Source organism: Magnetospirillum aberrantis SpK, assembly GCF_011022235.1.
GTDB lineage: Bacteria > Pseudomonadota > Alphaproteobacteria > Rhodospirillales > Magnetospirillaceae > Magnetospirillum > Magnetospirillum aberrantis.
Genome location: NZ_JAAIYP010000038.1, coordinates 38614 through 53050, shown reverse-complemented (window position 1 = coordinate 53050; position 14437 = coordinate 38614). Strand labels below are relative to the sequence as shown.

Sequence of the window (14437 nt, the reverse complement as noted above, 5' to 3'; positions counted from 1 at the left end):
ACTGGCGTCGCAGCGACGTGCACTGAGCTCACCAGTACTGACAAGCTAGAGATAGGTGCAATTGCCGGCATTCGAACTCGCATGTTTGCCCTTATCGGCGAGAGTAAGCCAGAGATAATCTTCCAGAAAGGAAAGCGCTTCATCCGTACCGCATGCCGGAACGGCATAGGCGAGGAGGCTACGAAAGGGAGGTGTCCGCCCTCCTGAGATAGCCAGTTTCCGTTCGGCCCAGGACGGAAGCGGTGAGAAGAAATCGAGGATCGAACCGCGATCGGATGGCCGGATGCGAACCTGTTGGGGGGCGCCTGCGGCGGCGTCCAAGGCCATCTGTATCCGCCAGGCGATATCACAGGGCCGCTCGCGTCTGTTCCGCGAAGCAAGGTCGATAAAGTGGCGGGGGACACCGTCGAAGAGATCAACAAGGCACCACAGGGGGGAACCATAACGCTGGGGTCGGCGGCCAATGTGCATGCCGTTCGCTATGCGGTCAGGCTCTGTCCAGCGGCCGGTGTAATAGGATGGCGACTTCCGGGTATCGAGAACCTGTAACCCTTCGATGGTTGCCACTGGCGGAGATTCAGATAGCCTATGCATCCAACCCGCCGCAAACTGCTGTGCCGTCTCCGTCGGCGGCAAATGCAGCCAAGTCTTCTCAGACAACTCGATCAATCCCAGTTCCATCAGAAAGAGGCGAAGGTCCTCTCCCTCTTTTGGCACCAGGGTTCGAAGAACGCCGCGGCAGACGATACGCCTGGTCCATTCTCCCGGCAGCGGCGAGATTTCGTCGCCCGCGACACCAAGAAGGATCACATCTCCATTGTTCCGAACCACGAAAGCCGGTGGGGCTGGCCGCACGACGAGCGGGCTAATCGACCAGGGATCATCGGCAGGTGACCGCATCTCAAGGATGTCGCCATAGGCGATGAGGGATTCCAGTGTTTCGTCAGTACTCGCGACGAGTTGTTCATGATCCGCCGCAAGCCCCGACAGGGATTGCACGACAGCGCGCTCCAGTTCATGCCTTGGGCAGGGCGCTAGAACATGCACGGCACGGCGGAGAGCCTGTGCGATGAGGGGAATGGAAGGTCCTTCGGCGACACTATCGGCCGAAACCCACAATGCCTGTTCGACACGACGGAGCGCTGCGTCTCTAGTGAGGATCGCAATAGTCATGCGCACACCATCTCGGTTGTCGGGACAGTGTTAATCGCGAGGCCGACAACAAGCCGGACGAAGAATGCGCCTTTTGCCAGTGCCGGAACTTGGGCCAGACGCTCCCAAGACGGCACGCCTTTGTCGGGCGTGTCGAATTTGACGGTGGCCGGCGACAAGGCCAACTGCAAGGCCAATGCACATAGTTCCGGATCGCTGGAAACCCTGTAGACCTCGGCAAAGTGCGCGAATGCTGTTGGAGCCGAACCGTCGCCGATTGCCTGCCGCCAATCCGTTGACTTCAGCCGGGAGCCGAACCCTGGTGATGCTCCGATCTCGCGCTGTAACTGATCCAGCGATGGAATCTGAGTTGCTCGGCACTGCCAGGCCCGGCGCGCCCAATCAGTGCCGCAGACGATGGCCGCCACGCGCTGCTCGAAGGCTGCACAGACTTCGGCCTTCCTCACCATGCCGATAGGCCCGAGAACTTGATGCGCACGGCTCCAGTGGCGAAGCAAGGCGAGCAAGCGAGGGATATGTTTCGGTCCGTCGAGCGAGGGCGAAACCGTTACGGCGGCGTCTAAATCGGTCAGAGCTATCCGGTCACGCTGCGGCGGGACACTTACGATTGCTGAAAAGGGCTTCTTCTCACTGGTGGCGACAAACAATGCGCCGGGCGCTGCGACGGCGCACCCGCCGAGGCATTGGTCGTAGTCTACGTCAACTCCAACGTCCGGCCGGGAGACATTGAACTGTTTGATCGTGACGGCATGATCCGCGCCGGCCTCGTCAATGAGGCGGACGCTGTACGCCCGATCTTCGACCTCCAATCGCCAGCGGAGGGGCCGGACTTTATGGAAGAAGGAAAGCGTATCCACGCCCAATTCATCGACGGCGAAGGCAAGATCGACCCGAGGCGCTGAATGAATCTCCTCGGCACGCGTTCCCTGGGCGAGTTTGGCGAGTAATCGCCGGAGCGCGGGTTCGTCTGCTAACGACGCCACACGACCAAGGGGGATGCGTTCAGTCGGTTGGCCACTGAGATTGAACAACTTGACATCGACCGCGACGGCACGCTCGGGGGGACCGACAATCGCGAGCCGCGCCTTGCCATCGAGTATGTTATCGAGCGACGCATCGTCCGGCTCCCGGATCGCGCGAAAGCCGGCTTGCTGACGCACACCTTGCCGCCACGGCAGAGGCGTCCGCACGTCAATATCGAGGCGTTCCGGTTCAAGCTGGCCCCCTTGTGCCCCCTTCGTGAGAGCGCCGACTTCGATCACATGCGGTCCTGCCGGCAAACAGCCCAGCGAAACGATCGCTTCGGGCAGATTACCGACGGGAATGCGGACAACGGGGCATCCATCGACGCTGACGGAAAACTCCTGCACGGGGTGATCGGCTGACAGTCGAAGAAGCAATTCTTCCGTTGTCAGCCACACGGAACACCCGGCGGCACCATCCCACCGGGGCACAAGCCCCATCGGTTCAATGTTGGCGCAAAGCCTGTGGCCGATCTTGATTGCGTCGAGGGCTTTGAGTTCGTTGGCTCCGAGCGTACGGGGGATTCTCAAGATGTAGACCGTTCCGTCTTCCACGCCAGCGGCGATAGCCTGAAGCTTGAGGACGTGAACAATTTCTGGCGCCAGTTCGATCTCAGACACAATGAGATAGTTCTGACCCGCGCGGACATAGTTCCCGATAAGTTGTCGCGCGACACCATCCTCCTGGATTCGCAGGAGCCACGGCGAATTCCCTTTGATCCGCGCTGCCCCCGCCAGGAGGCCAGACAAACACGGAATATCTCGTTCAAAGTAAAGGATGGACTGGGAAGCCAGTTGCACGAGAGATCGGATGCGCTGCTCCGTCTTTGCCAAGGTCAGAAGCCCCCGTCCTGGCATCCATCTCGAGGTATGGTCGCCCAAGCGGAAGCGGGTCTGATCGAGAGTTTTTGGGTCAAGCCCCGCCTGCCGAACAATTTGTGCAAGGTCGGGCAAGCTGACGCCGAGCACCCAGGCCCCCTCCGCCGACTGCCGGGCAACCAATCGTGCTCCGTTTCCCCCCTCCGGCTCCGCGTCTTTCCGGCTTGCTGTACCGCCACCTCGTCGGCTCAGAGCGGCACTCGCACGCATCCTCGCTTCTCGGAGAACCGTCCTCGCTTCTTTCAGCCAATCGCGTGCGGACTGTCGGCGTTCCAAATCGGCAACGATCCGGGCGAGGGTCGGTCGGTGGATAGCTGGAACGGCGTCGAGCACGTCTTCGTCGCGGAGCGCAAGGACAAGCCTCGCCGTGAGTTCCGTTTGATCGAGGAGATGCTGGAAGCGGGAAGAACCGGCCGGGTCGCCGGCTCGGATGATCGAACCGAGTTCTCCGATGGGCACGCCCGACCGGCGGGCCAACTCGTAACGCAGGTCATAGAGGTGCCGCGCAAACTGCCCTTGTAGATCACGCGGAAGGATAGCGTGAGCAATCGGCCAAGCGATGATCGAAAAATGCTGCGCCCACCGCCCGCTCGGGCGAAACCCGCCGTAACGCTTAGCAAAGGCGTCGAACCAGGTCCGAATCGTCGCGCGATTCCCGTAGGCACGCCAGTTGGGAATGGCACGCGCGAACGAGTCCCAGTACTCGTCGCCATCGTAGTCGTAGCCGATTTCGGCTGCCACAACGATCCATGGGAGCCAGTGGGCTCTTGACAATGCCCCGTCACGAGCCAAGGCGTCGGCAAGCGCCGTGCGAAGCGCCAAAATCCCGGAAGGATCAAGTCCGTGTTCAAGCGCGTAAACAGGGTAACCGAGGCCCGCTCTCTCGCGGCTCAGCGACAGGAAATGTTCGTCGAGCCGTTCTTGCGCCTCAGCCAGCATCTCTCCCGGTCCACCCCTGAGCGTCACTCGCTGCATTCGATTCTTGCGCGATGACTGTCGATCCTTGGATTAGGTCGGCAATTCCCGTCTTCCGCCATGCGCGATAATCTTCGCGCCGACTGGCCCTCGGCACCATCCAACGTTCCCGCGCCATATCCGAGATTTCCGAGGCTGTCCGCAGGCCGGAAACATCCGGTGTCCCGGTTCCTGTCTTCAAAATCTCCGCTGCGTTGGTGGCGAGGGTGGAGATGAACACCTCACGCTGAATACCGTGGCGCAAGACCATCTCGTTAATCCCGAGTTCCCCAAGCGCCGCGCGAATGGTCCGGAGTCGCCAATTCGGTCCTTGGCCAAACTGATGATGATCCGCATAGCGGTGACTGATCATCCGGAGATACTCACGCATCTCGTCAAAAAGGGCGTCGGTAATATGAAAATGCCCCCACCCGACCGTGTATCCGACCGGCGTAAAATACTGTGTTCCGTCAAGCTTGAGCCGGTTGTAGACGGATGACTTCCCCATTGAAGATGTGGTCGTTACGACCAGAAGATTTGCCGATTTTGCCTTCTTTGAAATAATTCCAACAGTATCTCCGTAAGTCGACCGGAAATCGTCGAATATGTCCTTTGAGCGGACAAGGCAAGCGACGGCTTTGCCGCCTAACAGGTGGCTGTAGGGCGGGACGGCACCAAGCACATAGGCGTCGAGAAGGTTGACGAGCCTGGACGAACGGTCACCAACCGTCCAACCGATATGATTATCCCGAACTGACAGGTTGAACACCGGATCTCCAAGGGCGATCACGCCCGCGACCCGATCGTGTGCCTCGTCCCAGACGAGATAGCGCATGCGTCGTCCGAAGCCTGCCGAGACCGGCACCGACCATGTGAGGGTCGCCAGACGAAACAGGTCGGCCTCCACCGTGTCACTCTTGACCCGTCTCAACGAGAGACGGATACGCGACGGATCGATTTCGGCGCCATCCGCAAAATACTGCAGATGTTTCGGCAGGGCTCGTGCGAGGAAATTCTTTCCCGCTTCCAGCTTCTCATTCCGCTGACCTGCGTGAAGGCGTCGCACGACATCCTTGCCGGTACCGGGGAGAATAAGAGTGCCATCCTGAGATTTGGCGAATCCCAGCTTCGTGAAATGGCGGCGGATGCTTCGCTTTAATTTGGCCTCTGGCTTGAACGCATCGGCCACGCCCCCCTTTTTCACGGATACCCTCCCCTCAATCTTTGCTCGCAAGGATAGAGCGATGGTGATTGATCCGCAAGCATGTCTCCGTGCTCTTCTGTGCCATATCCGCCCCATTCACCACTCCTCCGCCAGCATCACCGTCATCACCCGCGTCGTCGCCTCCGGGTCGCTGGGATCAGCCGACGCCCCCTCTATCTCCGCGTCGAAATAATCGATCTTCCAGAACACCCGTTTGCCGCCTTCGTCGAAGGCGCCGAAATCATGCTCCTGGTAGGGATCGTTGTCGGGGGTGAAGGCGTCGAAGGTGCGGACCTGGCGGAGAATGGCTCGGAGCTGATCGTTGCCCAGGGCGCGGACGCCCTCGGTGAGGAAGACCTTGCCGCCCTGGAAGCTGCGGCGGAAGGAATCGTTGAGGCGGCGGATGCGTTCGGCTTTGTCGATGATCATGATACGCTCCCTTCGGCATTGGGGTTGGGGATGAGGGCGAGAATCCAGTCGGCGATGCCCTGGGCCGCCGAGGCGGCGCGGAACACCGCCCGCTTGTCGCCCCGAAGCGCCTCCAGCCAGCCGTCGATGTAGCTGGCGTGCTGCTCCAGGTCGGGAGGCAGGCCCAACTCAGCGCAGACGAAGGCCGAGGCCAGTTCGGCCCGCAATTCCTCCAGGGCATAGGCAGGGCTGCCGTAATGGCGGGATATTTCGCGGTCCAGCCGGCTGGGGTGCGCGGTGGCGTGGGCCAGTTCGTGCAGCGCGGTGGCGGCCCAGCCTTCCGGGCTGCGGAAGAGTGCCTCGGGCGGCAGGCGGATCAGGTCGCGGGCGATGCTGTAGCTGGCCTCGCGCCCGCCGATGCGCAAAGTGACGCCGCTGGCGGTCAGCAGCGCCTTCACTGCCTGGGGTGCCTGCCAATCGGGGGATGGCGGGGCCGGGCGCTCCCAGGGGGGCATGCCGTCGATCTGGCCGGCATGGAACACCACGAAGGTCTTCAACACCGGGATGATGCGGGGATCGTCGTCGGACTCCTCGTCGTCGATCTCGATGCGCTTGAAGAAGATGATGACGGTGCCCTTCTCGCCCTTCCGCACCTGCCAGCCCTTGTCGCGGGCCTGGTTGTAGGTGCACCAGCGCGGATCGCCCCCGGCCAGGGCCAGCGGGTGCCAGGCCAGCAGCAGGGCGTTGATCCCGCGATAGGGCCGCCCCGTCACCGCGTTGCGCGGCCACGATGGCGCAGGGCCGCCCTTGCCCCAGGGGCGGCGCCACGGTGGGGTTCCGGCCTCCAGGGCGGCGATGATGCGGGCGGTGATTTCGGCATGGATGTCGCGTCGGCTCATGGCTGCCCCCTATACCTGGAACAGCCGGATCAGCGCGGCCTCGCGTCCGCCCTTGCGGACAGTGACCCAGGCGGTGGGGGCCAGGGCATGGGCGCGGCGATAGGGTCCGGCCTTCAGGTGCGCCTTGGGCACCTTGGCGGCGGTCAGGGTCGAGGATTTCGGGTCCGGCAAGCCGTCCTCGAAATGGGCGGCACCGACGGAGGCCCCGCCGAGCGCGGCGGCGGCGCAGGCCATGCCGTGACGCTGCCAATAGCCGTCGCGGCCCGGCTGCTCGAAGCCGTGGATGGCGGCCAGGGCAAGATCGACGCCCGCGCCCCGCCAGCGCGCCTGCCAACTGGCCAATGCGGCGCGGCGCAAGGCGGCGAAACCATCCTGGTCATCGGCCAGGACCCTTCTGCCGTCATGAATCTGGCGGATGGCCCGCGTGCGGGCCGACAGCGTGTCCGGCCCCTCGTGGAAGCCGAACACGTCGTAACAGGCGCACAAAGCCGCCCGCCGGCCCGAGGGCAGGGCGACGATGCGGCCCGGACAATCGTAATCGGCCAGCCGGGGCGTCACCGCACGCTCAGGATTGCGGGTGTCGTGATCGGTGGGGAACAGCTTGCGCGCCACCCCGACCACGCCACGGGCGCCGAAGGCGACGCACAGCTGATCGTCGCCCTCGTCCATTCCGTCGCCGTCGATACCGGTGACCATCAGGATGCCGGGGAAGGCCGCTTCCAGTCGCCGGCACTGGCGGATCAGGGACCGCCCGATGCGGGTGCGGGCCAGCGCCTCGGCCCGGCCGGTGAAGTCGAGATCGGCGATGGACGTGGGTAGGCGCAGGAAGCCGGCGGGCAGCAGCACCGCGTCGAGGGGCTGCCAGGCTGTCTCCAGCAGGGCGGAGACGATGGCCTCGGCCAGGTCCAGGCGTCTGGGGTTGCGGGCAATGGTCTTGCATCGCTGGCCGCGCACGCACACGGCCGCGATGCGAGCCGACGGAGTCGGTCGCGTCATGGGTAATCTCCGAATGAACGGTTGGGGGAATGAACGGCGCCCGAGGGCGCGGGGGCAACTGCCCCTACAACATGGCGATCAGGCGGCGCTTGGCCTGGGTGTCGCCTTCGATATAGCGCTGGGTCATGTCGATGGAACGGTGCCCGGCCAGTTGCTGGACGTCGCGCAACGATCCGCCGGCCTTGGACACCAGCTTTGCGGCGGCGGTGATGAAGGTGCGCCGTCCGGAATGGGACGAGCAGCCGGCGAAGCCCAAGGACTCATAGGCGGCGCGGAACCAGTTGACCACGCTGCCCGGCCGCATGGCGCTGCTCCGCTCGGAACGGATCACCGCCGGCCCGTCGCTTCCCTGCACCCGGCGCAGCCGCACCAGGGCGGCTTTCAAATCGGCATGCATGGGGATGGTCCGCCCGCTGCATTTCTTCGCCGCCTTGTCGTGCAACTCGATCCGCTCGGCGATGCGGCCCTGCGGGTCCAGCACCATGGGCCAAGTCAGCTTGGCGATCTCCCCGGCCCTGAGGCCGGCCTTGATCGACAGCAGCACCATCACCCGGTCCCGCTCGGGATACCGCCCCGAGGCGGCATGGCGCAGCAGCGCGCGCTCTTGTGTTCGTGTCAGAATCTTCGCCTGTCGGCCTGCCATAGGCCCCCTCCTGAGATAGTCAATATACACGTATTAATTGTAGCATAGGGTGTGGCAAATGTCAAATTGCAGCGAATTCTCGATGGCCCGGACCTCAGCCGTCATGCCTCTGACTTGGCGCTTCGGAATCCGGTGCAACTATTCAATTAATGAAAAACTGGAATCATCGATTCTGAGCCGGAGACGACGAAAATCAGGCCCGGAACACAGATTCCGGGCCTGATTGACGGCAAGATACGATCAGTTGTACAGCGTAGCGACAGCAGAGCCGCCATAGGCGTTCAGCCGAAGACAAAGGCCGTATCATTCCCCCTCGATCAGCAGATCATCGGGATGGAAACGTCGGTGCAGATCGACATGGGAAAGAATGGTTTGAGGGTGCCGGGGACGGCAGGTGCGCGAACCGCGCCCGGCCAGGGCGAAGGTCGGCGGGCGGGCCTTGACGGCATAGCTGCCGCACCGGGCCAGCGCCTCCGGCAGTTCCTGGGTCTCCCTCGTCCCGGTGACCATCACCTGTCGGAATGCTGAATAGACCATCGACAGGTACCCGGCGACACGGCTTCGGCTGATGCCGGGATGATGCAGGACCACATGGGCGTGAATGCCGATGGAGGGGGCGCTTTCCTCCGGGTGATAGCCAAAAACCAGCAAGGTCTTGCGGGCGTACAGTCCGAGTTCCTGCTTGGGGTGTCCGGTCAGCAGGTCCAGTTCCACCCGGCCGCGCCATCGGCAACCGGGCCAGGCCCGGCACAGGCGCCGCCAGTAGCGGCGGAAGGCTTTGATTTTGCTGCGGGCCTCGTCCACCTCGTCGAGGGGAACGACGGCCAGGATGATGGTGATGACGCTGATCGTCTTTCGGCGGGTAGAGGATGGGAAATGGTCGATCATCGCCTCGGCCTCCGCCAACCCCATCCTGGTCTTGCACCACCAGCAGATCGCGGTCTCCCTGCACGGTCGGCGGGGCGTGCAACTGGCCACCTTCAAGGCCAGAGCCTGCCATTGGGGTGCGGCACCCTTGGCCATGCAGGCGTGCAGGATGCCGCGTTCCACCCGCTGGTAGGCCCGCCGGTACCGGAGGGGTAAGTCGGCAACGGCGGAGTGATCCAGCCGGCGATCCTTGGGCAGGGGGCCGCCAAGCCGGGGACGAAGGTGATGGCGTAGCTCATCGCTGTTCATCGGCCCGCTCCTTTCGGCTGGAATGCAGGCGGGCCTTGAGGATGCGGCCACCACCATTCTCGTCGGGGATGACGGTCAGCTTGACCCGAAGCTGCTTCCTGGCGGCCTTCCGCCAGACCTTCTGGGCGCTTTTCGTCCAGAAGAGCGTCAGCAGGGGATCGACCGGCTTGAACCCGCCCATATCCTCCGGGGGACTTTCCTCTGCGGGTTGAGGGCGAGTGCTTTCGCGGAAATACTTGGCCAGGGCGGTTATGCCGCCCTTCTCCTTCAGCCTCGCAAGCAGCTTGTCGGGCGGGATGGAAAGCAGGGCCGCGCCACGCAACGCAGCAGCGTACAGGTCCGCTGTGCCGGGGTTGATGGCCTTGTGGCTGAACACCTTGACGAAGAACAGCGCCGTCGAGGTGGCCTTCGTCCGGCGGATGCCCAAACGCTTCGCACGTCGATTGGCCTCCTTGCAAATTGCCGGATTGATCTGAGCCAGGCAGAGCAGACGAAAGACATTGACCAGATTGTCGTAGACACCGGCCCGGAACAGCTTTTCTGCCTTCCGGGCGTTTTGACGAGTCTTGTGGCAGGCATTGAGAACGGCGTCGGCGTCCTGTTCTACCTCGGACATTTGCTCGGCCAAACGCTTCAGGCGCCGCCTTTCGCGGTCGCTCTCAGGGGGCAAGCCGCCCCCGTCACGGTCATGATGGGTCATGACAGTCTCCAGATGCTGATGGTGGGGATGGGCGGGGCGCGGTGCCCCCGCCGTCATGTCAGTTCTTGAACGCCAGACGACCGCCCGGCATCTGGTGGATGCCGCGCAGGATCAGAAGGTCGCTTTCGCGAAGGCCCGCTACGAAGCGACCCAACTGGGTCGGGTCGGCAGCCGACTGATCCACATGGTAACGAAGGTGAAGAGACGCCCAACGCGCTGAGCAAGAGCCGGAAATGTGCCCCCTCGGGAAACGAGTGTCAGTCTCGAACCCATAAGAATTGGGATGCTGAACCTTCAACCGACTGCTTGTCCGGGCAGAAACAGCTTGGGACAAATCTTCCAAGACCGCATTGCCGAAGATCACGATATGCGCCAGACAGAGCCAAGCGTCGTAGCAGGACAGGTAATGGGGCAAGAAATGTCCCGCCACCCCTTTGACGCCAGGGAGGACCATCAGGCGGGCCAAATGAGGATTGACCTGCTTGCGAAGGCGCAGGAACGTCGTCTGGGTCAGTTCCGGAAAGCGATAAGGATGATAGGGCGTGATCCAGCCACTGTAGACCGGACCATCTCCCGCGAGACGACACACATTGTTGGCAAAGCGGGAAATGCAACGCTCCAAGCTGCCCTGGACAGACAGGGAGACGCGGCCGTCCAGATCGTTCTGGATTTCCTGGAGTTGCGGATGTTCCCGATACATCCATTGAGGACGCAAGACGTCCGAGGCCAGAGAAAGCCAGGGCGGGGTGGAGGACGCGGGCTGCATGTTCATCACAGCACCTCCATCGTCGGCGTCTGCATGCGGTCCATCCATTCGCGTTCGGCTTCCGCCGTGATGCGAACGAGGCGACCGTAGCGCAGTTCCGTGGGGCCGTGCCCATCCTTGCGCAGCTTGAAGTACGTGGTGCGGCCGACGTTGTGGCGGGTGCAGAACTGACTGATGGTAGACGATCCGGCGATGCCGATGACGGCCGAGGATTTGACCATCAATGCGACCGGACTGGTCAGGGGCTTGGTCATGGATGCTTTCCTTCTGTTCAAACCGGTTCGGGACCGGTCGGGGGAAAGCATCCGCCACCCCTGAAGGCTAAGATATCGGCCCAGATTTCTCCTTTTGCGCCCGTTTCGCCGATTGACTTGTGCCTTCACGGCGCTCTCGGTCCTTGAGGATGTCGCTTACTTCCTTCTGGGTCAGGGGCATGGCATTGAAGGCAAACTGGTCTGGGCAGGCTGCCTTGATGAAGGCGGCAATGAGTCCGTTTCGGCTCACGCGGCGTGGGTTTTGCGCAAACAGAGCGGTATGCTTGCCGAGGGAATCGTTCAGGGCATAGATCGCGATCCGGAGCGCCCCATTACCCTTATTCAGGTTCGTCTCTGCTTCCGTAGCGGGGATGGCTCGGGCAAGTGACTTTTCGACCAAGCCCAGCAGACGATGCAGGCGGGACAGGGGTAATCTCGCCTTGGCCTCTGCGCATGTCGCTCCGCCGCGCCCGGTGAATTCCAGGTGGCGGCCCAGTCGGAACGGTTCCGTAACGAGGCCCTCCAGCAGGCTATCACGGTAGAATGGGTGGGGCGGCCATTGCCCAGAGGTCGGCTTGCTGATCTCCAGTTCCGATCCACATGGCCGGTCCTGATCGAGCAAGACGATAATGCCGTTGACTTGGTTTTGGAGAGCTTCGAGGTATTGACGCTTTTCGGAAGGGGGGCGGGCATCGGTGGTCGCCAAATTTTCCGGCAAATGCATCGCCGCCTCTGCCAGGGTACAGAGAACCTCCAGTCCTCCGGTGAGCCGCAGGGCCTTCTCCGCATGAAACGCCACCTCCGTGGATTGCAGCAGCCGGTCAATGACGCCCGCCCGCTGCTCACGGTGGTCGAACAGGAAAGCGTGCGGCTTCTCGGCAAGCATCTCCGCCTTTATGGTGCTGGCCGCCTTGATGAAGGCGTCAGGCATCGGAATGTCAACGGGCTCCCGGTGGTGGGCAGGCATCGGTCTTCCTCCAGCGCGGTCATGTGGCGTCATGACCATTCTGCCGAGGTTCTGCGTGTGGATACAGCCCGCTTCGCCGCGCTCCGCAAGGGTTCGCGGAGCAACGCTGCACTTACAGCTCACTTACAGCCGGGTTCGCCCCAAGCAGCACTGCGCGCTAACTCATTGAAAAAATTGGTGGGCCCGGAGGGACTCGAACCCCCAACCAAGCCGTTATGAGCGGCCGGCTCTAACCATTGAGCTACAGGCCCCACCGAAGACGAAAAGCCCCCGCTCGCAACACGGGCGGGGGCTTTTGATAGCGCAATTGCGTCTAGGTGTCGAGGAAGCTGCGCAGCTTGCGTGAACGCGACGGATGCTTGAGCTTCCTGAGCGCCTTGGCCTCGATCTGGCGAATACGTTCGCGGGTCACGCTGAATTGCTGGCCGACCTCTTCCAAGGTGTGGTCGGTGTTCATGCCGATGCCGAAACGCATGCGCAGCACCCGTTCCTCACGCGGCGTCAGGCTGGCCAGCACCCGCGTCGTGGTCTCGCGCAGGTTGGCCTGGATGGCGGCATCCAGCGGCAGCACCGCGTTCTTGTCCTCGATGAAGTCGCCGAGGTGGCTGTCTTCCTCGTCGCCGATGGGGGTTTCCAGCGAGATCGGTTCCTTGGCGATCTTCAGAACCTTGCGCACCTTCTCGAGCGGCATGGAAAGCTTTTCCGCCAATTCTTCCGGGGTCGGCTCGCGGCCGATCTCGTGCAGCATCTGGCGCGAGGTGCGGACCAGCTTGTTGATGGTCTCGATCATGTGCACCGGAATGCGGATGGTGCGCGCCTGGTCGGCGATCGAGCGCGTGATGGCCTGACGGATCCACCAGGTGGCGTAGGTCGAGAACTTGTAGCCGCGGCGGTATTCGAACTTGTCCACCGCCTTCATCAGGCCGATGTTGCCTTCCTGGATCAGGTCGAGGAACTGAAGGCCGCGGTTGGTGTACTTCTTGGCGATCGAGATCACCAGACGCAGGTTGGCCTCGATCATCTCCTTCTTGGCCTTGCTGGCCTCGCGCTCGCCCCGCTGCACGGTCTGGACGATGCGGCGGAATTCAGAGATCGGCAAGCCGGATTCGCCCGAGACGATGGCGATCTTGGCACGGATGTCGCCGATCTCGCGGCCGTGCTTCTCGGCGAAGTCCTTCCACTGCTTGGTCTTGACGCCGACCACCTCGATCCACTTGGGATCGAGTTCGTTGCCGAAATAGCTGTCCAGGAAGTCCTGGCGCTTGACGCGGCACGATTCGGCCAGACGCAGCAAGCGGCCTTCAAGCATCATCAGACGCTTGTTGAGGCCGTTCATCTGTTCGACCAACTGCTCGATGCGGGCGTTGTTGAGGTGCACGCCGTCCATCAGGCGGATCATCTCGTCACGCAGCTTGGCGTATTTCTTTTCCGCCGCCGGGCTGACGGTCTCGCCCTTGGACAGGATGGCCAGGCGGTCCTTCAGCGCCTTTTCCATCTTGGAATGGGTGGCGGCGATGGCTTCGAAGGTTTCCAGCACCTGCGGCATCAGCGCCGCTTCCATGGCCGCCAGCGAGATGCCGGCTTCCTCGCCGTCTCCTTCGCCTTCGCCCTCACCCTCACCCTCGCCTTCGGCACCTTCCTCGCCCTCGGCGCCTTCGGGTTCCTCGGCTTCCTCGCCTTCCTCGGCGCCTTCCTTGACCTTGGGTTCGACGTCGTCGCCGGCGACCTCGCGCTCCAGGTCTTCCTCTGTCATGTCGGCGCCGGGGCCGTTGCCGTAGGTGGCGTCCAGGTCGATGATGTCGCGCAACAGCATGCGGCCCTGTTGCAGGGCGTCGTGCCAATCGACCACGGCGCGGATGGTCAGCGGGCTTTCGCAGATACCGCCGATCATCATCTCGCGGCCGGCTTCGATACGCTTGGCGATGGCGATTTCGCCCTCGCGGCTCAGCAACTCGACCGATCCCATCTCGCGCAGGTACATGCGCACGGGGTCGTCGGTGCGGCCCAGATCCTCTTCGTCGACGTTGCCGCTGGCGGAATAGCCTTCGGCCTCCTCCTCGCCTTCGGCCTCGGCCGGGGCGGCTTCCTCGCCTTCCTCGCTTTCCACCACGTTGACCCCAAGCTCGCTCAGCATGGCCATGGTGTCTTCGATCTGCTCGGACGACACTTCGTCGGGCGGCAGCGCCGCGTTCAACTCGTCATAGGTGACGTAGCCGCGCTCGCGGCCACGGGCCACCATCTTCTTGACGGCGACGCCAAGGGTATCGAGCAGCGGACCGTCCAGATTCTCGTCCTGGCTCTCGTTCACTTCCGCCGTGTTCTGGGATTTGGTCGCCATTAAACCACCGCTCCTGGGATACTTGCCTGGGCCGGCGCCGCGTTCCCCCCTGGAACGT

At 62.8% G+C, this 14437-nt stretch carries 13 protein-coding genes and 1 tRNA gene; all 14 read right to left on the bottom strand.

The window, feature by feature from the left end; genetic code table 11:
- Window positions 1–45: 45 nt before the first annotated feature.
- The gene (locus G4223_RS11290; RefSeq protein WP_163679398.1) at window positions 46–1173 is read right to left on the bottom strand and encodes a hypothetical protein; all 1128 of its coding nucleotides are present in this window, start codon (window positions 1171–1173) and stop codon (window positions 46–48) included.
- Window positions 1170–4013: a hypothetical protein gene (locus G4223_RS11285; protein ID WP_163679395.1), complete on the bottom strand. Its 2844-nt coding sequence runs from the start codon at window positions 4011–4013 to the stop codon at window positions 1170–1172. The genes G4223_RS11290 and G4223_RS11285 overlap by 4 nt, the downstream gene beginning before the upstream one ends.
- Complete coding sequence (locus G4223_RS11280) at window positions 4003–5217, bottom strand: Druantia anti-phage system protein DruA (RefSeq protein ID WP_205762484.1); 1215 nt, start codon at window positions 5215–5217, stop codon at window positions 4003–4005. The genes G4223_RS11285 and G4223_RS11280 overlap by 11 nt, the downstream gene beginning before the upstream one ends.
- A 111-nt stretch (window positions 5218–5328) precedes the next feature.
- Entirely contained in the window at window positions 5329–5661 is a 333-nt protein-coding gene (locus G4223_RS11275) for a DUF3768 domain-containing protein (protein WP_163679390.1), read from the bottom strand.
- The gene (locus G4223_RS11270) at window positions 5658–6539 is read right to left on the bottom strand and encodes an ArdC family protein (RefSeq protein WP_163679387.1); all 882 of its coding nucleotides are present in this window, start codon (window positions 6537–6539) and stop codon (window positions 5658–5660) included. The genes G4223_RS11275 and G4223_RS11270 overlap by 4 nt, the downstream gene beginning before the upstream one ends.
- A 9-nt stretch (window positions 6540–6548) precedes the next feature.
- Window positions 6549–7535, bottom strand: a complete 987-nt coding sequence (locus G4223_RS11265) for a hypothetical protein (RefSeq protein ID WP_163679384.1) — start codon at window positions 7533–7535, stop codon at window positions 6549–6551.
- Between the two features lie 64 nt (window positions 7536–7599).
- Window positions 7600–8178, bottom strand: coding sequence for a tyrosine-type recombinase/integrase (locus G4223_RS11260; RefSeq protein ID WP_163679381.1), 579 nt, complete (start codon window positions 8176–8178; stop codon window positions 7600–7602).
- Window positions 8179–8481: 303 nt separating this feature from the next.
- The gene (locus G4223_RS11255; protein WP_163679379.1) at window positions 8482–9354 is read right to left on the bottom strand and encodes a hypothetical protein; all 873 of its coding nucleotides are present in this window, start codon (window positions 9352–9354) and stop codon (window positions 8482–8484) included.
- Entirely contained in the window at window positions 9341–10054 is a 714-nt protein-coding gene (locus G4223_RS11250; protein ID WP_163679376.1) for a hypothetical protein, read from the bottom strand. Before G4223_RS11250 ends, G4223_RS11255 begins: the two co-directional genes overlap by 14 nt.
- A 58-nt stretch (window positions 10055–10112) precedes the next feature.
- A complete protein-coding gene (locus tag G4223_RS11245; protein ID WP_163679374.1) occupies window positions 10113–10826 on the bottom strand; it encodes a hypothetical protein in 714 nt (237 codons plus the stop codon).
- Window positions 10826–11074, bottom strand: coding sequence for a hypothetical protein (locus G4223_RS11240; protein WP_163679372.1), 249 nt, complete (start codon window positions 11072–11074; stop codon window positions 10826–10828). Before G4223_RS11240 ends, G4223_RS11245 begins: the two co-directional genes overlap by 1 nt.
- Window positions 11075–11141: 67 nt before the next feature.
- Window positions 11142–12041 carry a hypothetical protein gene (locus G4223_RS11235; RefSeq protein ID WP_163679369.1) on the bottom strand — a complete coding sequence of 300 codons (900 nt, stop codon included), beginning with the start codon at window positions 12039–12041 and terminating at the stop codon, window positions 11142–11144.
- Between the two features lie 175 nt (window positions 12042–12216).
- Window positions 12217–12292 (bottom strand) — tRNA-Ile (locus G4223_RS11230).
- Window positions 12293–12354: 62 nt separating this feature from the next.
- The gene (gene rpoD / locus G4223_RS11225) at window positions 12355–14379 is read right to left on the bottom strand and encodes an RNA polymerase sigma factor RpoD (protein ID WP_163679366.1); all 2025 of its coding nucleotides are present in this window, start codon (window positions 14377–14379) and stop codon (window positions 12355–12357) included.
- Window positions 14380–14437 lie beyond the last annotated feature (58 nt).